The organism is Amnibacterium setariae, from assembly GCF_003581425.1.
GTDB lineage: Bacteria > Actinomycetota > Actinomycetes > Actinomycetales > Microbacteriaceae > Amnibacterium > Amnibacterium setariae.
On sequence record NZ_QXTG01000001.1, the window covers coordinates 707,344 to 730,971 of the forward strand.

Here is a 23,628-nt window from a genome sequence, read left to right on the forward strand (position 1 = left end):
CGAGCGCTCTTGATCACGCCAGAGCGGCCGCAATTGCAGTCAGACCGCAGTCACGAGGCCGATCTGAATGGTCTGCTTCAACCCGAGATCCCCGGAACTACGCGGCAGAACCAGGCATGCAGAGTGGTGCCCCTGGAGGGACTCGAACCCCCAACCGTTTCCTTAGGACGGAACTGCTCTTCCATTGAGCTACAGAGGCGGGACGAGGAGCAGTGTAGAGGGGTGGACCCCGAGGACGTCGCCCGGCTGACCGCGCTCGAGGAGTCGCTGTGGCGGCCCGGGACGCGGTTCGACCGCGACCACCTCGCCCGCGTGTACGCGGACGACTTCGACGAGTTCGGCCGCTCGGGCCGGCACTGGTCGCGGGAGGCGTCGATGGCGGCGGAGGCGCAGGCGTTCGAGACGGTGCTGCCGCTGCCGCATCTCAGGATCCGCGACCTCGGCCCCGACGTCGCGCTGCTCACCTACCGCAGCGAGACGACGTACCCCGACGACGACGCGGTCCACGTCGCCAACCGCAGCTCCGTGTGGCAGCGGATCGACGGCGAGTGGCGGCTCCGGTTCCACCAGGGGACCGCGACGCACTGATCGGCGGCGGTGCGGGGTGGCCTCGAGTCCCTCGCCCGGAACACCGGCCGCGGGGCCCATTGCTGCGCTCGCACCTGACCAGCGGAGGAGGCGGAGGCCGACGGGGTCGGCGGGTCAGACCGTCGCGCGGGCCCAGCGCGCCGCCGCGTCCGCACGGCTGCGGGCGCCGAGCTTCGTCCGGATGTGCTCCACGTGCTTCTCCACGGTGCGCGCCTCGATGAAGAGCACGTCCGCGATGTCGCGGTTCGTGCGCCCGTCGGCGACGAGGGCGAGCACCTCCCGCTCGCGGTGCGTCAGGACGGCGAGCGCGGCACGCTGATCGCGGTGCGCCGCGCGGAGCCGCACGTGGTCGACCGCGGCGCCGAGCAGCGGGCCGAGCATCCCGGCCAGCGCGACGTCGCGCGGCGAGAACCCGCGCAGCCGCCGCCCGAGGAGCAGGCCGACGAGCGCCTGCCCGCCGCCGGCGGTCCGGATCGCGAGCCGGTGCTCGAGGCGGGAGGCGCCGCCGCGGTCGCCCTCGACCGGGAGGGCGCCGATGACGTCGATCGCGTCGTGGGCGATGAGGTCGGCCGTCCAGCGCGGCACCCGCGTGGCCAGGGCCGGCAGGTCGGCGACGTCGTGCAGCGCCACGACGCCGTCCAGGAGCGCGCGGACGTCCGTCAGCGTGACGTCGGGGGACACGGCTTGCGGCATCGGCGGGCATCCGGGGGTTCGGGGTGGTGGCGGCTCGCACCGTACTCCCGCGCCCCGCCGGCCGGAAGCCCTGGACGACGGGGGTCCCGAGGGTCCGCGCCCCCGGAATGCGTGATTTCCCTGATGCATCCCGCCCGGCCCGGGAGCAGGGTGCTCGCGGGCGCGCGCCCCGCGCCTCCCTCGAGGAAGAAGGAACCAGTGCGGAGCATCAGGAGGGTCGTCGCGGCGGCCCTGGTGGCGGGGACCGGCCTCGCCGCCATGACCGGGATCGGCAGCGCCGCCGCCTCCCCGGTGCACCACCACCCGCAGCCGCATCAGCTGCCCGGGGACTACATCGCCCCGCTCCAGCTCGCGGTCGACGGCCGTCGCGTCTACGTCGCCGACAGCGCGAAGTCCGCGCTGTTCCGGCTCGGGAACCCCGTGCCGATCGCGACGGGGCCCGCAGCGACGCCGAACCCCGAGACGAGCGGCGACCTCGCCGGCGTCGACGCCCGGCACGGGACCATCGCGTACACGACGACCGAGGCGGACCACCGCAACACCTACCTGACGGTGCTGCAGCACGGGAAGAAGGTCCTGCGGGTGAACCTCGGCCGGTACGAGCGGCTGAAGAACCCCGACGGGCACGTCACCTACGGCGCCGTGAAGCCGTGGACGGTGAGCACGGCCTGCACGCAGCAGCTGGCGAACGCCGAGCAGCCGGTGCCCCTGACCTACCGGGGCCAGAAGGACTCGCACCCCTACGCCGTCGCGGCGCAGGCCGACGGGTCGTGGCTGGTCGCCGATGCGGGCGGGAACGACGTCCTGCGCGTGTCGAAGCACGGCCGCATCTCGACCGTCGCGGTGCTGCCCCCGCAGCCCGTGACGATCACTCCGGCGCTCGCGGAGTCGTTGAAGGTGCCCGCGTGCGCGGGGATCGTCTACCGCTTCGAGGCCGTCCCCACCGACGTCGAGGTCCGGAACGGTCACGTCTACGCGACCACCCTGCCCGGCGGGGAGGGCGGCCTCGGCAGCGTCTACCGCCTCGGCCGGCACGGCCCGGTCCGGATCGCGACGGGCTTCGCGGGCGCGACGAACCTCGCGGTCTCGCCCGGCGGACGGATCTACGTGGTCCAGCTCGGCCAGGGCGTCTTCACGCCCGGGAAGCACGGCCCGCGGAAGGTCGTCGACCTGCCGGGGGCCGCGGCGGTCGAGTGGGCGGACGGGAAGCTCTACGCGTCCACCGCGCCGGCCGTCATCGGCGGCGAGGGCCCGGGTCACGTGTTCGTGATCCGCTGACCCGCGGAGGCGCTCGCGGCCGCGGCGCGGGGGACCGGACAGTCTCCCGTGCCGCGGCCGTTCCGCGCGTCGCCACGCCGCGGCGTGGCGGCCCCGGGCGGCCGGAGCCCCCGACCTACAGTGGCAGCGTGCTGTATGCCGAGGAGACGGAGGGGGAGGCGCCGGGCGCCCGTCCCCGCGTCGCGACCGGCACCGGGCTGGCCACCGCGCCGAACGCGGTCAGCGTCGGGGACGGCCGCTTCACGCCCGTGAACGGCGCGGTCGGCGCCTGGGACCGCTGGCGGGACGAGCTCGCCCACGTCGGCGGCGTCTCCCCGCTGATCCGGTTCGAGGACTCCGTCCGCACCCGCATCGAGCTGTCGACCACGCACCCCTCCGGGCTCGCGCAGTTCATCACCGGCAAGACGACGCTGCTGTCGAACCTGATCCGGGACGACCTCGCCTTCCGCACGGCGAGCGCCGCCGCGTCCACCCTCACGGCCAAGGCCGTCGAGCTCGCCGCCACCCGCGGCATCGACGCGATGCACCTCGCCATCGGCCTCGCCGAGTGGCGCTTCGAGAAGCAGGACTTCCGCGGTCCGGTCCTGCTCCGGCCGCTCGCGATCCGGCGGTACGGCCGCGACTTCGAGCTGCGCCTGAAGGGCGCGCTGCAGCTGAACCCCGGCCTCGTCGCGGCGATGCGCGAGCAGTACGACATCGAGCTCGACCCCGCCCAGTTCGTCGCGCTCGCGCTCTCCGCCGGCGCCTTCAAGCCGCAGCCCGTCATCGACCGCCTGCGCGAGCTGACGAGCCACCTCCAGCGCTTCAGCGTGCAGCCGCGGCTGCTCATCTCCTCCTTCGACGAGGTCGGCGCGGCGCTGCTCGCGGACGCGAAGGACCTCTCGCACCCCGTCATCGACGCCGTCGCCGGCAACCCCACCGCCGTCGCCCGCATCACCGGGGCGGCGGACCGCGTCGACGTGATCCCGCAGGACCAGCGGCCGCCGATGCTCGACGGCGCCCTGCTCGACGCGGACCCGGAGCAGGAGCAGGCGGTCGCCGAGATCGCCGCCGGGCACCACCTCGCCGTCCACGCGCTGCCCGGCACGGGGGCGACGCAGACGATCGTGAACGCGCTCGGCGCGCTCGTCGCGCAGCACCGGCGGGTGCTCGTCGTCAGCCCGCGGCACGCGACGCTGAAGGCCGTCGCCGACCGGCTCGCCGAGATCGGCCTGCCCGGGCTCACCGCGTCCGGCCGGACGGTGCGTCGCGACCTGATCCAGGCGATCTCCCGCAACGAGAAGGCGCAGCCCGCCGAGACCGGCGAGGTCGACGAGGCGCTCACCCGCCTCCGCTCCGTGCTGCTCGACTACCGCACCGCGCTCGGCCGCCGCGACCCCGTGCTGCGGGTCAGCGTGCTCGACGCGCTCGGCGAGCTCTCCCGCCTCGCCCTCCTGCCCAGCCCGCCCGCGACGACCGCCCGGCTGTCGACGAGGGCGATGGAGGCGCTCGCCACCGACCGGGGCGCGGTGCAGGAGGACCTGCTGCGCGCGGCCTCCCTCGGCGAGTTCCGCGTCGGCCCCATGGACTCGCCCTGGTACGGCGCCGTGTTCGCGGACGGGCAGGGCGCCGCCCAGGCCCACCAGCTCGCGAAGCGACTGCACGGCACCGAGGTGCCGCGGCTGCTCGAGCGCGCCGACGCGCTCATCGCCGGGTCCCGCTTCCGCGCCTTCGGCACCGTCGCGGAGCTCGGGGTCTACCTGAAGCTGCTGCTCGACATCCGCGAGACGCTCGACCGCTTCCAGCCCGCCGTGTTCGACCGGTCCCTCGGCGAGCTCATCATCGCGACCGGCCCGCGCCGCGACTCCCGCGAGATGTCGACGGTGAACCGCCGCCGGCTCAAGCGGCTCGCGAAGGAGTACCTGCGGCCCGGCGTGCACGTCGTCGACCTCCACGAGTCGCTGCAGCGCATCCAGCAGCAGCGGGTGCTCTGGCAGCGCTTCGTCACGAGCGGCGTCGCGCCCGACGTGCCGCCCGGCATCACCGACGTGTGGACCGAGTACCAGGCCGTGTCGGCCGACCTCGCCGCCCTCGACGAGCCGCTCGGGCTCACGGGCACGCCCGACTCGCTGCTGCAGGAGCCGGTGGACGGGCTCGGCGACCGGCTCGCGGCGCTCGCGGCCGACTCCGACGTCCTCGAGAACCTGCAGGACCGGCAGGCCGTCATGGCGCGGCTCAAGGCGCAGGACCTGGCGCCGCTGCTCGAGGACCTCGCGGGCCGGCACGTGCCGCCCGAGCGGGTCGGCGCGGAGCTGGAGCTCGCGTGGTGGAAGAGCGTGCTCGAGCGCCTGCTCGCCGAGGACCCCGCGCTGCTCGGCGCGAACACGACGGTGCTCGACCGGCTCGAGCAGGACTTCCGGCTCGTCGACGAGGCGCACGCGGGCGCGAACGCGAAGCGGCTCGCCTGGCAGCTCGCGGACGCCTGGCGGCTCGCGCTCGCCGACCGCGGGCCGGAGGCGGACGCGCTGAAGCAGCTGCTGCAGCAGAAGGTCGACGACCCGCAGGTGCTGCACCGGGAGGCGCCGCACCTCGTGAAGCTGCTCGCGCCGGTCTGGCTGGCGCCGCCCTACGAGGTGCACGCGCTCGGCGAGGTGACGTTCGACACGGTCGTCGTCGTCGACGCCGGGGCGCTGAGCTTCGCGGAGGGCCTCGGCGCGCTCCGCCGCGCCAAGCAGGTCGTCGTGTTCGGCGACCCGGTGACGCAGACCCCGATGCCGTTCGACATCGCGATCCGCGAGACGGAGCCCGAGCAGGAGACGCAGAAGCGCCTCGACGAGCGGCAGGCGGACAGCGTGTTCTCGCGGATCGCGGACCTGGTGCGGACGGTCGAGCTCACGACCTCCTACCGCGCCGGCGGCGAGGACCTCGCGGAGCTCGTGAACCGCCGCTTCTACGACGGCCGCATCGAGAGCGTCCCGTGGGCCGGCACGTTCCTCGGCCACGGCAGCCTCGTGCTCGACTACGTCGACAACGGGCACGGGCTGCCCGACGCCGAGACGGGCGCCGTGGAGGCGACCGATCCCGAGGTGCAGCGCGTCGTCGAGCGGGTGCTCGACCACGCCGCGACCCGCCCGCGCGAGTCGCTCATGGTCATCTCGGGCAGCGCGAAGCACGCGATCCGCGTGCAGCAGGCCGTGATGAAGGCGCTCGTGCGCCGCGGCGACGTCACCGAGTTCTTCACCCGCGACCAGGCGGAGCCGTTCATCGTGGTCACCCTCGCGGAGGCCGTCGGGCACAGCCGCGACCGGGTGATCCTGTCGATCGGCTTCGGGCGGACCCCGCACGGGCGCACCCTCTCCCAGCTCGGGCCGCTCGCGAAGCCGGGCGGGGAGCGCCTGCTCGCCGCGGCCGTCACGCGGGCCCGTCGGTCGCTCGCGATCGTCTCCTGCTTCCGGCCCGACGACCTCGACGGCGACCGGATGCCCGCCGGCGTGCTCGCGCTGCGGCGCCTCCTCGCGGACGCGGAGGGGCGGATCGCGGACGACGCGATCGACGACGACCGCGACGCGATGCTCGTCGACCTCGCCCGGCGCCTCCGGGCCCTCGGCATGCAGGTCGCGCTCGGGTACCACGAGAAGCTCGGCCTGGTCGCCTCGCACGGCGCGCGGGCGATCACCGTGGAGACGGACGCGGCGCTGCAGGGCAGGAGCCTCCGGCAGGGGCTGCGCCTGCGCCCCGAGCTGCTGAAGCGGCTCGGCTGGCACTACCTCCGCGTGCACAGCTTCGACCTGTTCAGCGACCCGGACGCGATCGCGCAGCGGATCGCGATCGCCCTGGGCGCCCGGGAGCCGTCGCCGCTGACGACGACGATGCCGATCGTCGAGGTGCGGACCTGACCGAGCCGCGTCGACGGCACCGCCGCGTGCGCACCGAGCCCGCGCCGGGCTCGGACCCGACGCCGTCCGCGGGGGAGCGGGCCGAGGAGGACGAGCCGCGCGCCTGGGGCGACGCGGACGGCCCGAACGACGCCCGCCTCCGCGCCGACAAGCCGCCCCACTGGGGCTGACCCGCCCTGACGGGGCCCTCCGCTGCTGGTCCGGCCGAGCGCGCCGACCGATCTGCAGCGGAGGGCCCCGCTGGCGGGGAGTCAGTCCTGGTTGAGGATGCGGGTGTCGCCGACCTTCTGCCGGCCCTCCAGCAGGTCCCGGATCTGGGCGAGCAGGTCGAGCTCCGTCGGCGGCGCCGGCGTCGAGGCCTCCGGCTCGGCGGGCTTCTGGAAGGCGCGCTTCAGCATCGAGTTCACGGGCAGCACGAAGACGAAGTAGACGACCGCGGCGATGATGACGAAGTTGATGACCGCCGCGAGGAACGCGCCGAACTTGATGGCGGCCGTGCCGCCGGCCGCGGTCGGGATCGTCACGATCAGCGCCTTGCTGAGGTCGTTCGCGTTGAACAGCGCACCGATGATCGGCTGGAAGATGAAGTTCACCAGCGCGGTGACGATGGCCGTGAACGCGGCGCCGATCACGACCGCCACGGCCAGGTCGATGACGTTGCCGCGGAGGATGAACTCTCTGAAACCCTTCATGCCCGCCTGTCTAGCAGCGGGCCGGGCTCCGGGCGGGAACGGCGCGGGACGTTAGGAGCTCGACCCCGAGGAGCTCGACCCCGAGGAGCTCGACGACGAGCTCGAGGAGGCGGCGGGCTTCGCGGAGCCCGAGTCGCTCTTCGCGGGCGCCGTCGGGGACGACGAGGAGTCGCTCTTGGCGCCGTCGCCGGAGGGCTTCGCACCGTCGCCCGACCCCGCGCGCGAGTCGGTGCGGTAGAAGCCGGAGCCGTTGAAGGTCACGCCGATCGACCCGTACTGCTTGCGCAGCGCGCCGCCGCAGACGGGGCACTCGGTGAGCGGGGCGTCGCTGAAGTCCTGGTGCACCTCGAGCGGGGTCCCGCAGTCGCGGCACTTGTAGGCGTACACGGGCATGGTCGGCTCAGATCCTTCGTCGGCGGGGCGAGCGCGTGGAGAACTCGACGGTCCTCGTCGGGGTCACGACGCCGTCGACGGCCTGATCATGACGTTCCCGGGGCACCTCGTCCACGAGCTCGGAATCGAAGAGTACCGCGTACACCGGAGGGCACCGTTCCATCGAGCCGAGGGTCTTGTCGTAGTAGCCGCGGCCCCAGCCGAGCCGCATCCCGGACCCGTCGACCGCCGCGGCGGGCACGACGATCAGGTCGACGTCGTTGATCGCGATCGGCCCGAGCAGCTCGCCGACCGCCTCCGGCGTGCCGAACAGGCCGAGCGTCTCCTCCTCGTCGTCCGTCGCGGTGGTCCAGTCGAGCAGGCCGTCCGTCCGCGTGATCGGGAACAGGACCCGGATACCGGCGTCCCTCGCCCAGTTCGCGAACTCGCGCGTGTTCGGCTCGTCCTGCGCGGACAGGTAGCAGGAGACCGATCGCGCGTCGATCTTCCGCACCAGCGCCACGAGCTGCTCGGTGATGCCGGTGGTGGCCGCGGCGCGCTCGTCGCGGGTGAGATTCCGCCTGCGTTCCCGCAGCTCCGCGCGCAGTGCCCGCTTCTGGGGTGCGAGATCGTCCGTCATGGCCCGATTCTAAGAAGTGCGTCCGGATAGCCTGAGCCCATGGCGTACCACATCACCAAGGCCGTGATCCCGGCCGCCGGTCTCGGGACCCGCTTCCTGCCTGCGACCAAGGCGATGCCGAAGGAGATGCTGCCGGTCGTCGACAAGCCCGCGATCCAGTACGTCGTCGAGGAGGCGGTCGCCGCCGGCCTCAACGACGTGCTCATGGTCACGGGCCGGAACAAGTACGCGCTCGAGAACCATTTCGACCGCGTCTACGAGCTCGAGGCGACGCTCGAGAACAAGGGCGACCACGCGAAGCTCCAGCGCGTCCGCGAGTCGACCAACATCGCGGACATCCACTACTTCCGCCAGGGCGACCCGCGAGGGCTCGGCCACGCGGTGCTGCAGGCGCGCATGCACGTCGGGCACGAGCCCTTCGCGGTGCTCCTCGGCGACGACCTGATCGACGAGCGCGACCCGCTGCTCAAGCGGATGATCGAGGAGTCGGGGAAGCGCAACGCGTCCGTCGTCGCGCTGCTCGAGGTCGACCCCGACCAGATCCACCTGTACGGCGCCGCGAAGGTCGAGGCGACCGACGAGGACGACGTCGTGCGGATCACGGGTCTCGTCGAGAAGCCGTCGAAGGAGAACGCGCCCTCGAACTACGCGATCATCGGCCGCTACGTGCTGAAGCCGGAGATCTTCCCGATCCTCGAGCACACGAAGCCCGGCAAGGGCGGCGAGATCCAGCTCACGGACGCGCTCGAGGAGATGGCCGGCGCGGCCTGGACGGGCGGCGTCTACGGCGTCGTGTTCCGCGGCCGCCGCTACGACACCGGCGACAAGATCGACTACATCAAGGCGATCGTGCAGCTCGCGTCCGAGCGGGACGACCTCGGGCCGGAGCTGCGGCCCTGGCTGTCCGAGTTCGTCGCCGGCCTCGACTGAGACCGGCACGTGGTCGTTCCCGTCCCCGCCCTGCGCTCCGGCAGGGTCGGCATCCGCCCCATCCGCCTCCGGGACGCCCGGCCCATGGAGCGCGAGCTCGTGGAGGGGCGCTCCTGGATGCGCGAGTGGGAGGCGACGAGCCCTCGCGGCTCGGTCGGGTTCGACACCCGCGCGAGCATCCGGGCGCTGCAGCAGAACGCGCGCTCCGGCCAGGGGCTGCCGTTCGTGATCGAGGTGGACGGCGAGCTCGCCGGCCAGCTGAACGTGACGTCGATCGCCTACGGCTCGCTCTCCTCCGGCACGATCGGCTACTGGATCGCGGAGCGCTTCGCCGGGATCGGCGCGACCCCCACCGCGGTCGCGCTCGCGACCGACCACTGCTTCCAGACGCTCGGCCTGCACCGGATGGAGATCTGCATCCGGCCGGAGAACGCGAAGTCGCTCCGCGTCGTGGAGAAGCTCGGGTTCCGGTACGAGGGCCTGAAGCGGCGCTACATCCACATCAACGGCGACTGGCGCGACCACTACTGCTTCGGGCTCGTGACGGAGGAGGTGCCGGAGGGGGTCCTGCGGCGCTGGCAGTCCGGGCGCGTGCCGGAGCACGCCGCGGACGTGCCGGAGGCCGACCGACGGCTCGCGGCGACGCCCTTCCCCTGACCCCGGCGGCGCCCGCTCTGGGGGCGCCGCGACACGCCGGAGCCGCCTGCCGCACGTGATAGCGCGTCGGCCATACCGTCGTGCCCATGGCAGCAGGCCTGGGCGGCGGCGCGATCATCGCGTTCGCGGCCGTGCTCTGGCTCCTCTACCTCACCCCGACGTGGCTGCGGCGGCGCGAGTACCTCCGCACCGAGCGCACGGCCGTCCGGCTGCAGCAGACCCTGCGGGTGCTCGCCGAGACCGCCGAGGTGCCGGAGGAGGTGCGCGCGGAGGTCTCCGCCCGCAGCGTCGCCGAGCAGCACCGGGCGCTGCGCGAGTCCGCTCGCCGCGCCGAGTCCGTCGCGCGGCCCCGCGCGGCGAAGGCGGAGCGGAAGCTCGCCCGGTCCGGGCGAGCGCCCCGCGAGCCCCGCAGCCGGGCCGCCGCGGTGTCGGGCGTCGCCGCCGTGCGGCTCCGCCGGTCGCGCGTGCTCGCCACGAACGTGCTCGTGGTCGGCGTGACGATCGCGGGCTGGGGCGTCAGCGACATCGCCTCGGGCGGCGGCTGGGAGTTCCTCGTCGCCGGCGTCGTCGTGTCGTTCCTCGCCGTCGCGCTGCTGCAGCGCGCGTCGACGGTCGCGGCCGCGCACCGCGCGGTCGAGGCGGTCGACCAGGCCGTCGTCGTGCCGGAGGAGACGCGCACGTTCACCGAGTGGCAGGAGGCGGTCGAGCCCGCCCGGCCGACGTGGACGCCCGTGCCACTGCCGAAGCCCCGCTACCTCGAGCAGGAGCGCGCGGTCGCGCCGACGCCGCCGAAGCGCGACGACATCGCGATCGCCGCCTCCCTCCGCGCCGCCGCGCAGCGCGCGGACGAGGCGCTGCGGGCGGCCCACGCCGCCCCGGAGGTCGCGGCGCTCGACCGGCGCCCGGTCGACGCGGTCGATGCGATGAACGAGAGCGGTCCCGTCGTGACCGACCTCGACGGCGTCCTCCGCCGCCGCCGCTCCGCCTGACGCGTCAGAGCGCGGTCAGCAGCTCCGTCAGGGCGGACAGCAGGGGCTCCGGCGGGTCCATCGCCTGCAGCTCCGCGAGCCGCGACGCCGTGCTCCTCGGGGCCGTCGCGACGCGCCACAGCGCCGCCTTCGCCTCGTAGGGGTGCTGCGCGGCGTTCAGCAGCGCGAACACCCGCGCGTCCCGCTCCTGCGTCGTCGGGCGCGGGTCCGCGCCGACCGACACCGTGAAGCCGGCCGCGGCGTCCCGGGTGGTCGTGACGCTGATCCGGCCGGCATCGGGCGCCGTCGCGGGGTGCGCGGCGCCGTCGACCTGCACGGCCGCGTCCGCGGGCAGGCCGAGCACCGTCACGGTCCACGTCCGCGTCTCCGGCACGATCCCCGAGGGGCCGTCGGCGGGCGAGACGGTGAGGGTCCCGCTGGCCTGGTCCCACGCGAGCGCCGTCCGCACGGTCGGCACTGTGCCCGGCGTCGTCCCGGTCCCGTCGTCCTCGACGAGCACGAACGCGCCGTCGGCGCCGGGCGCGACGAGCACCTCGAGGTGCGTCGGGTTCGCGGCCGCGTCCGTCTCGTGCTCCGCCGCGAGCGGCAGGATCCCGCCGGCCTGGAGCAGGGCGGGGACCGTCGCGTCGTCGCGGTGGAGGCGCACGGTGCGCCCGCCCTCGTGCACGACCGCGGTGGCGATGTCGATCCAGGTCCCGGGCGGCAGCCAGGCCGTCACCGCGCCCTGCAGCGTCCCGGGGTCGCGGGGCGTCGTGATCGGCGCGACGACGAGCTCGCTGCCGAACCGGAAGACGTTCGGCGTGCGGTAGGCGGCCGGCTCGCCGGGCGCCTCGTAGTAGAGCGGCAGCACGAGCGGCAGGCCGTCCTCCGCCGCGCGCCGGTTCATCGTGTGCAGGTAGGGCACGAGGCGGACCCGGAGGCGGAGCGCGTCGTCGATCGCCGTCCGCGTCTCGGCGGGGAACGCCCACGGCTCCTTGGCGAGGAACGGGTTGTTCGAGGAGTGCAGGCGCAGGATCGGCGAGAACACCCCGAGCTGCACCCACCGCAGCGTCAGCTCGTCGTCGCGGACGCCCCAGAGGTGCCCACCGACGTCGTGGCTCCACCAGCCGTAGCCGATGTTCGACGCGGTCGCCGTGAACTCGGGCTGGAAGTCGAGCGACGCCCAGCTGATCACCGTGTCGCCCGAGAAGCCGACGGGGTAGCGGTGGCTGCCCGGCCCCGCGTACCGGGAGAACGTGAGCGGCCGCCGGCCGTCCCGCCCGGAGTCGAGGAAGTGGAAGTGGTTCAGCATCCAGAGCGGGTCGATGCCGGCGACGCGGGAGTACGGCCCCTGCTGCCAGTCGAGCCACCAGAAGTCGACGCCCTCGTCCTCGAGCCGGTGGTGCACGACGTCGAAGTAGGCCTCCAGGAACGCGGGGTCGGTGATGTCGAACGCGATCGGCAGCCGCTCCTCCGGATCCCGGCCGAGCGCCCGCGCCATCTCGGCGTACGCGTCCTCGTACGCGCGGACGCCGTCTGCGGGGTGCACGTTCAGGGTCACGCGGAGACCGCGGGCGTGCAGGTCCGCGAGGAACCCCTCCGGGTCGGGGAAGAGCGACCGCTCCCAGCTGTACCCGGTCCAGCCGCTGCCGTACTCGGGCGGGACGGAGTCCACGCGGTGCCAGTCCATGTCGATGACGGCGACGCTGAACCGCACGCCCTCGCGGTCGAACCGGTCGAGCAGCGCGAGGTACTCGTCGGCCGAGTACCGGTGGTACCGGCTCCACCAGTTGCCGAGCGCCCAGCGGGGCAGCAGCGGCTGCGGGCCGGACACCGCGTAGAGGTCGGCGAGCGCGCCCGCGTAGTCGTGCCCGTGGGCGAAGACGTAGAGGTCGACGCGGTCGCCCTCCGGCCGCGGCGCGACCCAGCCGTCCTCCGTGAGCAGGAACGAGCCGGAGTCGTCGAGCACCGCGACGCCGCCCTCCGCGACGACGCCGGGGCCGAGCGGCACGCGTCCGTCCGCGTCGTCGAGGGTGCGGGCCGTGCCGCGCAGGCTCCGGTCCGGGTCGCCGAACCGCCAGGTGCTGTGCCAGCTCGTGAGGCCGCCGAGCCCGTCGACCTTCACGCCGCTCGCCGACGGCCGGCGGCGGTCGTAGGTGAGGTGGAGGCGCGAGGTGACGACCTCGAGCACCTCGTCGCCGTCCACGACGCGGAACGCGGGGGCGGGCAGGTCGCGGTGCAGGGCGAAGGTGGAGGCGCGGTCCTCGAAGACGCCGTCCTCCGCCCACTCGAAGCGCAGGAGGCCCTCCGTCAGCACGGTGATCCGGTACCGGTCGCCCCGCACGACGGCGTCGGGATCCGCGACGGGGGAGAGCGGGATGCGGAAACGGGCGTCCATGCCGGCCTCTCGATCGGGGTGCGCTCGATCCTAGGAGCGCGTCGATGTCCGGGACCGGGGTCCGGCGGGTGCTATTCTCGACGGGCACTCGGGCCCTTGGCGCAGTTGGTAGCGCGTCTCGTTCGCAATGAGAAGGTCAGGAGTTCGAATCTCCTAGGGTCCACCAGTCGCAGAAGGCCGCTCCGTCCGGAGCGGCCTTCTGCGTTCCCGGGCGGTGCCGCCGGCGGGCGCAGGCCTCGCGGCCTGGGGGATGGCCGGGGGAGTGCTCCGAACGGGGCGAGTGCGCATGAGGGCCGCCCTACGGTGGCGCGCATGCGCGTGGTCATCGTCGGAGCGACCGGGAACGTGGGGACGGCGATCCTCCGCCGTCTGCACCAGGAGGAGGGCGTCGAGCTCGCGGGGGTGGTGCGGCAGGTGCCGCCTGCCGACGCGGGCGAGCCGTACGCCGGCGTCGACTGGACCGCGGTCGACGTCGCCGACGCCTCGTCGGTCGCCGCGCTGACCCTCGCCTTCACCGGCGCGGACGCGGTGATCCACCTCGCCTGGCTGCTCCAGCCGAACCACGACGAGCGGCGCATGGCGGCCGTGAACATCGGCGGCCTCAAGCACGTCCTCGCCGCCGTCGCGGCCGCGGGCGTCCCGCAGGTCGTCGTGGCGTCGTCCGTCGGCGCGTACAGCCCGGGGCCGAAGGTGCGCCGCGTCGACGAGACCTGGCCCACCGGGGGCCTCCACAGCTCGCACTACGCCCGGCACAAGGCCGTGGACGAGCGGATCCTCGACCGGTTCGAGCAGGAGCACCCGGACGTCGTCGTCACCCGGCTGCGGCCCGGCCTCGTCATGCAGGGCGACGTGGGGGAGGAGCTCCGCGCCCTCTTCGCGGGCGGTCTCGTGCCCGTCCGGTGGCTCGGCCGCGTGCCCCTCCTCGTGCTGCCGATGCCGCCCCGGACGGTCGCGCAGGTCGTGCACGCCCGCGACCTCGCGGACGCGTTCGCCCGGGTCGTGCTGCAGCACGCGGGCGGCCCCTTCAACATCGCCGGGGAGCCGGTCGTCGGGCCGAAGGAGGTGGCTCGGGTGCTGAAGGCGCGGTGGCTGCCGATCCGCGTCGCGCCCCTGCGCGGGCTCGTCTGGCTTGCCTGGCACCTGCGGCTCGTCGCCGCCGACCCCGGGTGGATCGACATCTCGACGTCGGTGCCCGTGATGTCCACCGAGCGCGCGCGGCGCGAGCTCGGCTGGGCGCCGACGGTCGACGCGGTCGACGCGCTGGAGGAGGCGGTGCGCGGCGTCGCCGACCGCAGGACGGTCCCCGGCTCACCGCATCTGGGCGGCACGAGGCGCTGAGACGGATCGGCGGAGATCGGGGACTTCCGACCACGATCTCCGCCATTCCGATCGCGAATCCCGCCCTTCTCCACGACTTCTCGAAGAATCCGCCGCGCGGATGCGAGGAAAAGAAGGATTTCCCGCGCAATTCCCTGTACAGTGCCTTTATCGCGCATTCTGCGCGACCCAAGCCGCGAACCAGGAGAACCCAACCCGCCATGGCGCAGAAATACATCGTGCAGCTCGTCGACGATCTCACGCAGCAGCCGATCGAGGACGGCGCGGGGGAGAGCGTGCGCTTCTCCCTCGACGGCGTCAGCTACACGATCGACCTCACCACCGACCACGCCGAGGAATTCCGTGCGGCGCTCTCGCCGTATGTGAACGCGGCGCGCAAGGCGGATGTCGCCGTCCGCGCGAAGTCGTCCTCCTCGTCCGCCCCGCGCGCCCCGAAGGGCGACCTGAAGGCGATCCGCGAATGGGCGAACGCCAACGGCCACACGGTCTCGTCGCGCGGCCGCATCCCGGCCGACGTGCAGACCGCGTACAACGCCGCGCACTGATCGGATTCGAAAGCGGTGGTCGCCCGACGGGCGCCCACCGCTTTCGTGCATTCGGGGTCGGCTTATCCTGTGGCGATGATCTCCCGGCCGCTCGCCCTTCGACTGCGTGAAGCGGGGCTCGTCTGGCGGCCGACCGCCGGCGACCGCTTCCAATTCCTCTCGCAGGACATGGAGTCGACCGGCACGGACGCCTTCACGGTGAGCGACATGACGATCGAGGCGCACGCCTATCCGACCGGGACCGTCCTTGGTTTCAATGGCACCACCGAGTGGGCGCTCGACTCCGTCGCGATCGAGGAGGCGTTGTGGCTGCCCCGCGAGGACCAGCTGCGAGCGGCCTTGCGCGGCACCTTCGAACGGCTCGAGCGCGATGCGGAGCACGGCGGCTGGCGGGTCACCTGCACCTTCCTCGGGCAGCGGATGACCCACCTCGCGGACACCCCCGAGGACGCGTACGCGATGGCCGTGCTCGCGGAGGTCGAGGCCTCGGCCTGACCGCGGGCGCGCTCAGCCCGCGCTGGGCGGCAGCGCGATCGGCGCCGTGTCGGGCGCCGGGCCGGCGTCCTTGCCCTTGAGGTCCGGGAACACCGGCATGCCCGCCGCGGCCGCCAGCGACGCGAGCACCGCGAGCCCCGCGCCGCACGCGAAGGCGACCGGTGCGCCGAACGCGTCGAGCGCCTGCCCGGCGAGCGCGGCGCCGAGCGCGACGCCGACGAGCTGGCCGGTGTTCGTCCAGCCGTACGCCTCCGCGGTGTCGCTGAAGCGGACCGAGCTCGACACGATCGCGGAGATCATGCCGAGCGCCGGGGCGAGCCCGAAGCCGGAGATCACGAGCGCCGAGGTGAGGCCGAGGAAGCCCGGCAGGAACGGCGTGAGGGAGGCGCCGACCGCGACGAGCAGGAGGCGCAGGGCGAGCGACCACGGCCGCATCGCGAGGCGCCCCAGCACGAACCCGCCGGCGAGCGAGGCGAGCGACCAGATCGCGAGCACGATGCCGCTCGTCGGGTCGCCGTCCCCGAACGCCCCGGCGACGCTCGCCTCGATGGCCGCGCACGAGGCGATGACGAGGAAGCCGACGAGCGTCATGAGCGCGACCTGCGGCTTCAGCAGCACGACGCCGAACCGGCGCTTGCTGCGGGGGATCCGGACGCGCCCGACCGGGCCGGACGCGGCGAACCAGGCCCCGCCGCCGATCAGCAGGGCGGCGGACACGAGCAGGGCGACGGTCGTGCTGACGCCCGTGGCGAGGAACGTCACGATGACGGGCCCGCCGATCCAGATCAGCTCCTGCAGCGACGCGTCGAGCGAGAAGAGCGGGCCGAGCAGCGAGGCCCGGACGAGCTTGGGGTAGATCGTGCGGACCGCCGAGGTGATCGGCGGGAAGGTGAGGCCCGCGACGAGCGCGAGGCCGACCGTGCCCGCCGCGGGCAGGTCGAGCACCGCGATGGACGCGACGGCCGCGGCGCAGAGCACGGTGGTCACGACGATCACGGGCCGGATGCCGAGCCGACCCATCAGCCGACCGGTCGCCGGGCCGGCCAGCGCCTGCCCGATGCTGAGGGCCGCGAGCACGACGCCCGCGACGCCGTAGGAGCCCGTGCGGCCCTCGACGTGGAAGAGCAGGCCGAGCGAGAGCATGCCGGAGGGGAAGCGCGCCGTCAGCTGCGCCGCGATGATGCGCAGCACGCCGCGGGTGCGCATCAGCTCCCCGTACCCGCCACCGCCGCTGCTCACAACCCCACAAGCGTAGGGCCCGCGCAGGTCCGGGGCCGATGTCGGTGCGACCCCCTACCGTCTCCCCAGGCGCAGCCCGGTTCTCCACAGCCCCGCGGTATCACCTGTGGAGGACACGCCGACGAATTCCACAACATCTTGGGTTGCTTCCGCACACCCACCCCGACATATAGTGATCCCCCGGTCGAGGGGGAGTGCGGATCAGCACCCCGCCGACGGGCGTCCGACGCGAGTGCGGCGGACAGCGAGAAGGAGGCGTTCATGGGCATCACGGTGGTCAAGCGGGACGGGACGCGCGAGCCGTACGACGCGAACAAGATCAACCTCGCCATCGAGCACGCGAGCGCCGGTCTCGACCCCAACATCACCTGGGTGACCCAGATCGCCTCCGAGCTGGAGCTCACGCTCTTCGACGGCATCACCACGCAGCAGCTCGACGAGGCCGTCATCCAGGTCGCGCTGCAGAACGTCAAGGACGACCCGGCGTTCGACACGGTGGCCGCCCGCCTCCTGCTGAAGACGATCTACAAGCGCGTGCTCGGCGACTACGCCGACGACGCGGAGATCCGGTCGCTGCACGCGCAGCACTTCCGCACCTCGATCGAGCGCGGCATCGCCGAGGACCTGCTCGACCCGCGCCTCGGCTCGATGTTCGACCTCGACCGCCTCGCCGCGGCCCTCGACCCGTCGCACGACGAGCTGCTGAAGTACATCGGCGTCGTCACGCTGAACAACCGCTACGGCATCAAGGCCCGCAACGGCGAGCCGCTCGAGGTGCCCCAGTACTTCTGGATGCGCATCGCGATGGGCCTCTCGCTCAACGAGGCGGACCCGACGACGGCGGCGCTCGGCTTCTACGACAAGATGTCGCGCCTCGACTACCTGGCGGCCGGCTCCACGCTGGTCAACGCGGGCACCAAGTACCCGCAGCTCTCCAACTGCTTCGTCCTCGAGATGCAGGACGACATCGAGCACATCGCGAAGACGACCCGCGACGTCATGTGGCTCACGAAGGGCACGGGCGGCATCGGCCTCTCCGTCACCAAGCTGCGCGCGCAGGGCTCGCCGATCCGGTCGAACAACACGACCTCGACCGGGCCGATCCCGTTCATGCACACGATCGACTCGATCCTCCGCGCGGTCTCCCGCGGCGGCAAGAAGTTCGGCGCCCTCTGCTTCTACATGGAGAACTGGCACCTCGACTTCCCCGAGTTCCTCGACCTGCGCCAGAACTCCGGCGACCCGTACCGCCGCACCCGCACCGCGAACACCGCGGTCTGGATCTCGGACGAGTTCATGAAGCGCGTCCAGAACGACGACGCGTGGTACCTGTTCGACCCGCTGGAGGTCTCGGACCTCAACGAGCTGACCGGCAAGGCGTTCTCCGACCGCTACGCGCACTACGTGGCGGAGGCGGAGGCGGGCCGGCTGCGCGCGTTCAAGCGCATCGGCGCCCGCGAGCAGTTCAAGGCGATCCTCATGGCGCTGCAGACCACGAGCCACCCGTGGCTGACGTGGAAGGACACGATCAACAACCGGGCGCTGAACAACAACACCGGCACGATCCACTCCTCGAACCTCTGCACCGAGATCACGCTGCCGCAGGACCGCGACAACGTCTCGGTCTGCAACCTGGCCTCCATCAACCTCTCGCGCCACCTCGTGACGGACGAGCACGGGAAGCTCGGCTTCGACTGGGAGCAGATCCACGCCAGCGCGAAGAGCGCGATCCGCCAGCTCGACAACCTGATCGACATCACGATCTCCTCCGTCGACGAGGCGGACCACTCGAACGAGCAGAACCGCGCGGTCGGCCTCGGCGTCATGGGCTTCACCGACGTCGTCGAGCGCCTCGGCTTCTCCTACGAGAGCGAGGAGGCCTACGCGCTGATCGACGAGGTCATGGAGCACGTCTCCTACGCCGCGATCGAGGAGTCGGTCGACCTCGCCCAGGAGCGCGGCGCGTACCCGAACTTCCAGGGCTCGCGCTGGAGCCAGGGGATGGTGCCGTTCGACACGATCGCGATCACGGAGGCGGAGCGCGGCGTGCCCGTGCAGGTCGACCGCACCATGCGGCTCGACTGGGACGCGCTGCGCGCCCGGGTCAAGGGCGGCATGCGCAATGCGACGCTCATGGCGATCGCGCCGACCGCGTCGATCGGCCTCGTCGCCGGCACCACGCCCGGCCTCGACCCGCAGTTCTCGCAGATCTTCAGCCGCGCCACCTCGTCGGGCAAGTTCCTCGAGGTGAACCGGAACCTGGTCGCGACCCTGCAGGGCGCCGGCCTCTGGGAGCGGGTGCGCGAGGCGATCCTGCGCAGCCAGGGCGACATCCAGAACATCGCGGAGATCCCGGACGACATCAAGGCGACGTACAAGACGAGCTTCCAGCTCTCGCCGTACGCCTTCCTCGAGGTCGCCGCCCGGGCGCAGAAGTGGATCGACCAGGCGATCAGCCGGAACATGTACCTCGAGACGCGTGATCTCGGCGACATGATGTCGATCTACTCCGCCGCCTGGGAGCGCGGGGTCAAGACGACCTACTACCTGCACATGAAGCCGCGGCACACCGCCGAGCAGTCGACCGTGCGGGTGAACAAGGCCGAGACCATCGACCAGGGCGCGGGGGCGTCCAACGGTCGTCGCGGTTTCGGAGCGAGCGCGCCGCAGCCTGCGGCGGCGCCCGCCGGCCCCGCTCGCCGGGGCTTCGGCGGACTCGGATCGCCGGTGCGCAGCACCGACGTCAACAAGGGGGAGTGACAGCGATGTTCGACGACGAAGGCGACCAGGTCGACGGCACCGACTTCATCAGCGGGTACAGCGTGCCGATGGACCCGATGGACCTGCTGCAGTGCGACAGCTGCCAGTAGGCGGCAGGCACTGAGCGCGGTGCCGCCGCCCGATCCGGGCGGCGGCACCGAACACCACGCAAGAGGAAGAGGAAGAGGGCAGAGACGATGGGCATTCTCGGCACCGGGATCCAGGAGGGTCTGCTGCTGAAGCCGGTCCGGTACCAGTGGGCGATGGACCTGTACGAGCAGGCGGTCGCGAACACGTGGTTCCCGAACGAGATCCAGCTCGGCGAGGACATCGCGGACTTCAAGCGGATGACCGACGAGGAGCGCCACGCGGTGACGTTCCTCATGAGCTACTTCAACCCGAGCGAGCTGCTCGTGAACAAGGCGCTCGCGTTCGGCGTCTACCCGTACGTCAACGCGCCCGAGGCGCACCTCTACCTCGCGAAGCAGATGTGGGAGGAGGCCAACCACTGCATGTCGTTCGAGTACGTCCTCGAGACGTTCCCGATCGACCGCGACGAGGCCTACAACTCCCACGTCGACATCCCGTCGATGGCGGCCAAGGAGCAGTTCGAGGTCGAGTTCATCAAGCGGATGTCGGAGCAGACGCTCGACATCACGACGACCGAGGGCAAGCGCGACTTCGTGCGGAACCTCGTCGCCTACAACGTGATCCTCGAGGGCATCTGGTTCTACTCGGGCTTCATGGTCGCGCTGTCGTTCCGGCAGCGGAACCTGCTGCGCAACTTCGGCTCCCTCGTCGACTGGATCGTCCGCGACGAGTCGCTGCACCTGAAGTTCGGGATCAACCTGATCCTCACGGTGCTCGAGGAGAACGAGGACCTGCAGACGCCGGAGTTCGCGGAGGAGATCCGCCAGATGATCCTGAACGCCGTCGCGATGGAGGAGCAGTACAACCGCGACCTGCTCCCCGGCGGCATCCTCGGGCTCAACGCGAACTACATCAACCAGTACGTCAAGTACCTGGCCGACCGCCGGCTCGAGGAGCTCGGCTTCGAGGCCGAGTACAAGGTGTCGAACCCGGCGAAGTGGATGGCGACGGCGAACGACACGCTGCAGCTCGTCAACTTCTTCGAGTCGACGAACACCTCGTACGAGTCGAACGCCTCCGCGGCGGTCTCCTCGCGCTGAGGCCGGTCGGACGCGCCGCCGCCGCCCACCCCGCACCGGGTGGCGGCGGCGCTGCCGGTCGACACGCCCTCAGGCTCCAAGCGGGGTACCCATCGGCTCGTGGATAGACTCGACACGTCGGGGAAGCGAGTTGTGGTGACCGCTGACCAGCTTCGAGAAGGCCGGATGTCGCAGATGCGAATCCGGCCTTCTTTTCGTCGGCGTGTCTCCGAAGCCTTGTTCGCCCCGCTGGCTAGCGTCGGGGGCACACCACAACTCTCTGTCCATCTCGAGAAGGGCACTCCCCGAGCATGAAGCGCCAGCGGACCGATGCCGATCGGTCAACCGTCTAAGCGGTCGTCCCGGTTCAGCCCCGCGCGTCTCGCGACGGGGCTAGTAGTGCTTCCCGCACTCCGCGCACTGCATCTCGCCGGCGAAGGCGATGATCCGCAGGCCGTCCGGAGTCATTTGGACCGCGCCCGGGACGGGCCCGCCAGCCACCTCGTGCCGGACCGGCTGGAACCAGACCGAACCGCACGCGCACTCCGCGACCTGCGACGGAGTCGTGGTCCTCCCCAGCGGAAACTCGATCAAGCTCATCATGGTCTCCGATTTTGAGAGGAGGTGATTTGGTTGGCGAAGTCAAGGCACCAGCCGCTCGGTCCTAACGGCACCTGGAAGACGGGACAGCGCGTCCCGTTCGACGGCGCATGGGTGGACCAGTACGGCACCGTCAGCACGCACCTGCGTGGCGACACGTTCCCGCCGTGCATCGACCGCAAGGGCGAGTGTGCATTCCGGCTCCTGAAGATCAACACCGCGGCAACGGCGTAGTTCCTATGGGGTCAGGCGGCGGCTCGGGCGGAAGCTCGGGCCGCCGTTTGCATCTGTGTGTAGCCGAGCGACTCGGCGGTCACAGCACGACGGGACGTGGCGACAGACTGACGCCTGCCCGCCCAATATTGCAACTTTTTCGTCGCGTGGCGTGCAACTTGGAGTCCTGCGGGCTTGCCCTCCCCAATCCCGCTCGGCATGAGGCGTGCGGACGCCGCATGGCGGCGGCGCTGCCGTCTCCGGACGTCCCGCGGACTGGGGGCGCGCACTCCGTGCATCCCCGGCGGATCCCATCCTTCGCTGTGATCGGATCGACCCGATGCGCGCGGTCGAGGTCTTCCTGGGCGACCGGACGTTCGTGTTCCGGGACGCCGTCGTGGACGACGTGCCCGCGCTCGCGGCCCTGCTCGCCGACGACGTGATCGGCCGCGACCGCGAGGACCCGGCCGATCCCGAGCCGTACCTCCGCGCGTTCGCCGCGATCGACGCCGACCCCGCGCACCTGCTGCTCGTCGTCCAGGAGGTCGACGGTCCGGTCGCCGCGACGCTGCAGCTCACGCTGCTGCCCGGGCTCTCCCGCGGCGGCCTGCTGCGGGCGCAGATCGAGGCCGTGCGCGTCGCGGCCGGCTCCCGCGGCTCGGCGCTCGGCTCGACGATGGTGCGCTGGGCGGTCGACGAGGCGCGCGCCCGCGGCGCCGGCCTCGTCCAGCTGACGACCGACGCCCGCCGCGAGGACGCGCGGCGGTTCTACGAGGGGCTCGGCTTCGTCCCCTCCCACGTCGGGATGAAGCTCGACCTCCGGCGCGTCAGCGGCTGAGCGGCCCCGCCGCGGTCCGGGGCGCGACGACGAGGACGAGCAGCCCGAGCAGCGCGGCGAGGCCGAAGGCGCCGGCGAACTGCGCGTCCGGCGCGAACGCGGTGACGACGCCGACGACCGTCAGCGCGAGCCCGTTGCCGAAGCCGTCGCCGATCTGCAGGGCGGCGCTGTTGCGGCCCCGCTCCTCGGGGGAGGACAGGGCGAGCGTCGACGTGCTGAGCCGCGGGTAGGCGGTGCCGATCCCGAGCCCGGCGAGCAGCCAGCCGACGACCAGGACGGGGACGAGGCCGGCGGCGGTGCCCGCCCCGACCAGCACGGCTCCGGTGAAGAACGAGACCGCGCCGAGCCCGATGCAGCGGCGGTCGGAGAGGCGGCCGCTCAGCCGGCTCTGCAGCTCGGAGCCCGCCGCCCAGGAGACCGCGCCGACGGTGGTGATGCCGCCCGCGACGACCGGGGAGACGTCCCGCAGCGCGATCAGCGAGTAGGGCAGGTACGCGTCGGCCGCGGCGAACCCGGCGCTGAAGCCGCCCCGGGCGAGGATCACCGCCGGCAGCCCGCGGGCCGCGACGAGCGCGCCCCGCGGCAGCAGGGGACGGAGCGCGAGCACGGCGGCCACCGCGGCGGCGACCGCGAGCACCGGTCCCGCGACGGGCACGTCGAGCAGGGGCCGCATCGCGAGCAGCGCGGCCGCGGCGACGGCGGACCAGCCGATCCGTGCCAGCGGGAGCGGGGCGCCGGTGCCGGGCATCGCATCCGCGCGCAGCTGCGGGAGCAGCAGCAGGGTCGCGGCGGCGACGAGCGGGACGATGCCGAGGAACACCCAGTGCCAGGTGAGGAACGTCGCGACCGCGCCCGCCGCGAACGGCCCGACCAGCGACGGCAGCACCCAGGCCGCGGCGAGCAGCGCGAAGACGCGCGGGTGCAGCGCCTCCGGGTACACGCGGGCGACGAGCACGTAGAGCGCGACGCCGATCGCGCCCGCCCCGAGGCCCTGCAGCGTCCGCCCCACGATCAGCACCGGCATGGTGAGGGCGGTGCCGGCGACCAGCAGCCCCACCGCGAACAGGCCCACGCCGGCGAGCAGGGGGCGCCGCGGGCCGCTGCGGTCGCTCCAGGCGCCGCCGGCGACGTTGCCGATCACGCCCGCGGCGGCGAACGCCGAGAAGGTCAGCGCGTAGAGCGACCTCCCGTCGAGGTCCCGCGCGGCGAGCGGCATCGCAGTGGTGACCGCGAGCGCCTCGAAGGCGATCAGGAAGCCGAGGGCGAAGACGCCGGTGGTCGCGGTGCGGTACCTCGGGGAGAAGGCGCCGTCACTCACCGTCCGAGCCTAGGAAGCCCCG

General features: G+C 72.7%; 21 protein-coding genes and 2 tRNA genes. 15 read left to right on the forward strand and 8 right to left on the reverse strand.

Translation table 11 applies throughout. The features are described 5' to 3' along the window. Nucleotides 1-124 precede the first annotated feature (124 nt). Nucleotides 125-199 (reverse strand) — tRNA-Arg (locus D1781_RS03695). Between the two features lie 23 nt (nucleotides 200-222). Here D1781_RS03695 and D1781_RS03700 point away from each other — a divergent pair. Continuing rightward, nucleotides 223-588 (forward strand): nuclear transport factor 2 family protein, encoded by a 366-nt coding sequence (locus D1781_RS03700; protein ID WP_158589983.1) that lies wholly within the window; start codon nucleotides 223-225, stop codon nucleotides 586-588. A gap of 114 nt (nucleotides 589-702) precedes the next feature. On the opposite strand, the gene D1781_RS17855 is transcribed toward D1781_RS03700, so the two are convergent. Then, nucleotides 703-1,281 carry a helix-turn-helix transcriptional regulator gene (locus D1781_RS17855; RefSeq protein ID WP_233550959.1) on the reverse strand — a complete coding sequence of 193 codons (579 nt, stop codon included), beginning with the start codon at nucleotides 1,279-1,281 and terminating at the stop codon, nucleotides 703-705. A 198-nt stretch (nucleotides 1,282-1,479) separates the two neighbouring features. On the opposite strand from D1781_RS17855, the gene D1781_RS17325 reads away from it, so the two are divergent. The 3 genes from D1781_RS17325 (at nucleotide 1,480) to D1781_RS17420 (ending at nucleotide 6,604) form a co-directional block, all read left to right on the forward strand. Then, a complete protein-coding gene (locus D1781_RS17325) occupies nucleotides 1,480-2,559 on the forward strand; it encodes a ScyD/ScyE family protein (RefSeq protein ID WP_233550961.1) in 1,080 nt (359 codons plus the stop codon). Between the two features lie 128 nt (nucleotides 2,560-2,687). Further along, complete coding sequence (locus tag D1781_RS03710; RefSeq protein WP_233550964.1) at nucleotides 2,688-6,434, forward strand: AAA family ATPase; 3,747 nt, start codon at nucleotides 2,688-2,690, stop codon at nucleotides 6,432-6,434. Between the two features lie 26 nt (nucleotides 6,435-6,460). After that, the gene (locus tag D1781_RS17420) at nucleotides 6,461-6,604 is read left to right on the forward strand and encodes a hypothetical protein (protein WP_158589985.1); all 144 of its coding nucleotides are present in this window, start codon (nucleotides 6,461-6,463) and stop codon (nucleotides 6,602-6,604) included. Between the two features lie 81 nt (nucleotides 6,605-6,685). On the opposite strand, the gene mscL is transcribed toward D1781_RS17420, so the two are convergent. Genes mscL through D1781_RS03725 form a run of 3 tightly spaced genes read right to left on the reverse strand, consistent with a single transcriptional unit; the run spans nucleotide 6,686 to nucleotide 8,138 of the window. Further along, complete coding sequence (mscL, locus tag D1781_RS03715) at nucleotides 6,686-7,126, reverse strand: large conductance mechanosensitive channel protein MscL (RefSeq protein ID WP_119480900.1); 441 nt, start codon at nucleotides 7,124-7,126, stop codon at nucleotides 6,686-6,688. A 51-nt stretch (nucleotides 7,127-7,177) separates the two neighbouring features. Then, nucleotides 7,178-7,519: an FmdB family zinc ribbon protein gene (locus tag D1781_RS03720; RefSeq protein ID WP_119480901.1), complete on the reverse strand. Its 342-nt coding sequence runs from the start codon at nucleotides 7,517-7,519 to the stop codon at nucleotides 7,178-7,180. Nucleotides 7,520-7,526: 7 nt separating this feature from the next. Further along, nucleotides 7,527-8,138, reverse strand: coding sequence for a 5-formyltetrahydrofolate cyclo-ligase (locus D1781_RS03725; RefSeq protein ID WP_119480902.1), 612 nt, complete (start codon nucleotides 8,136-8,138; stop codon nucleotides 7,527-7,529). 39 nt (nucleotides 8,139-8,177) lie between these two features. Here D1781_RS03725 and galU point away from each other — a divergent pair, with 39 nt between their 5' ends. The 3 genes from galU to D1781_RS03740 all read left to right on the forward strand — a co-directional run bounded on the left by galU (nucleotide 8,178) and on the right by D1781_RS03740 (nucleotide 10,714). Next, nucleotides 8,178-9,068 (forward strand): UTP--glucose-1-phosphate uridylyltransferase GalU, encoded by an 891-nt coding sequence (gene galU, locus D1781_RS03730; RefSeq protein ID WP_119480903.1) that lies wholly within the window; start codon nucleotides 8,178-8,180, stop codon nucleotides 9,066-9,068. 84 nt (nucleotides 9,069-9,152) lie between these two features. After that, nucleotides 9,153-9,725, forward strand: coding sequence for a GNAT family N-acetyltransferase (locus tag D1781_RS03735; protein ID WP_407641661.1), 573 nt, complete (start codon nucleotides 9,153-9,155; stop codon nucleotides 9,723-9,725). A gap of 86 nt (nucleotides 9,726-9,811) precedes the next feature. Then, nucleotides 9,812-10,714, forward strand: coding sequence for a hypothetical protein (locus D1781_RS03740; RefSeq protein ID WP_119480905.1), 903 nt, complete (start codon nucleotides 9,812-9,814; stop codon nucleotides 10,712-10,714). Between the two features lie 4 nt (nucleotides 10,715-10,718). Here D1781_RS03740 and D1781_RS03745 read toward each other — a convergent pair whose 3' ends face one another. Beyond that, nucleotides 10,719-13,091, reverse strand: a complete 2,373-nt coding sequence (locus D1781_RS03745; protein ID WP_119480906.1) for a glycoside hydrolase family 31 protein — start codon at nucleotides 13,089-13,091, stop codon at nucleotides 10,719-10,721. A gap of 90 nt (nucleotides 13,092-13,181) precedes the next feature. Here D1781_RS03745 and D1781_RS03750 point away from each other — a divergent pair. From D1781_RS03750 to D1781_RS03765, 4 genes are all read left to right on the forward strand, one after another. Then, a tRNA-Ala gene (locus tag D1781_RS03750) sits at nucleotides 13,182-13,257 on the forward strand. 146 nt (nucleotides 13,258-13,403) lie between these two features. Next, the gene (locus tag D1781_RS03755; RefSeq protein ID WP_119480907.1) at nucleotides 13,404-14,429 is read left to right on the forward strand and encodes an NAD-dependent epimerase/dehydratase family protein; all 1,026 of its coding nucleotides are present in this window, start codon (nucleotides 13,404-13,406) and stop codon (nucleotides 14,427-14,429) included. Nucleotides 14,430-14,629: 200 nt separating this feature from the next. Then, the gene (locus D1781_RS03760; RefSeq protein ID WP_119480908.1) at nucleotides 14,630-14,974 is read left to right on the forward strand and encodes a histone-like nucleoid-structuring protein Lsr2; all 345 of its coding nucleotides are present in this window, start codon (nucleotides 14,630-14,632) and stop codon (nucleotides 14,972-14,974) included. Nucleotides 14,975-15,049: 75 nt separating this feature from the next. Next, a complete protein-coding gene (locus D1781_RS03765; protein WP_119481718.1) occupies nucleotides 15,050-15,469 on the forward strand; it encodes a pilus assembly protein CpaE in 420 nt (139 codons plus the stop codon). Between the two features lie 12 nt (nucleotides 15,470-15,481). Here the strand turns inward: D1781_RS03765 and D1781_RS03770 are convergent, their stop codons facing one another. After that, on the reverse strand, nucleotides 15,482-16,675 hold the full coding sequence (locus D1781_RS03770; protein WP_119480909.1) for an MFS transporter: 1,194 nt from the start codon (nucleotides 16,673-16,675) through the stop codon (nucleotides 15,482-15,484). A gap of 294 nt (nucleotides 16,676-16,969) precedes the next feature. On the opposite strand from D1781_RS03770, the gene D1781_RS03775 reads away from it, so the two are divergent. The 4 genes from D1781_RS03775 (at nucleotide 16,970) to D1781_RS03800 (ending at nucleotide 22,288) form a co-directional block, all read left to right on the forward strand. Beyond that, the gene (locus D1781_RS03775) at nucleotides 16,970-19,468 is read left to right on the forward strand and encodes a ribonucleoside-diphosphate reductase subunit alpha (protein ID WP_119480910.1); all 2,499 of its coding nucleotides are present in this window, start codon (nucleotides 16,970-16,972) and stop codon (nucleotides 19,466-19,468) included. A gap of 5 nt (nucleotides 19,469-19,473) precedes the next feature. Continuing rightward, nucleotides 19,474-19,578 (forward strand): ribonucleotide-diphosphate reductase subunit beta, encoded by a 105-nt coding sequence (locus D1781_RS03780; protein WP_119481719.1) that lies wholly within the window; start codon nucleotides 19,474-19,476, stop codon nucleotides 19,576-19,578. An 87-nt stretch (nucleotides 19,579-19,665) separates the two neighbouring features. After that, the gene (locus D1781_RS03785; protein WP_119480911.1) at nucleotides 19,666-20,658 is read left to right on the forward strand and encodes a ribonucleotide-diphosphate reductase subunit beta; all 993 of its coding nucleotides are present in this window, start codon (nucleotides 19,666-19,668) and stop codon (nucleotides 20,656-20,658) included. Nucleotides 20,659-21,790: 1,132 nt separating this feature from the next. Next, a complete protein-coding gene (locus D1781_RS03800; protein ID WP_119480914.1) occupies nucleotides 21,791-22,288 on the forward strand; it encodes a GNAT family N-acetyltransferase in 498 nt (165 codons plus the stop codon). Here D1781_RS03800 and D1781_RS03805 read toward each other — a convergent pair. Next, complete coding sequence (locus D1781_RS03805) at nucleotides 22,278-23,606, reverse strand: MFS transporter (protein ID WP_119480915.1); 1,329 nt, start codon at nucleotides 23,604-23,606, stop codon at nucleotides 22,278-22,280. The genes D1781_RS03800 and D1781_RS03805 overlap by 11 nt on opposite strands. Nucleotides 23,607-23,628 lie beyond the last annotated feature (22 nt).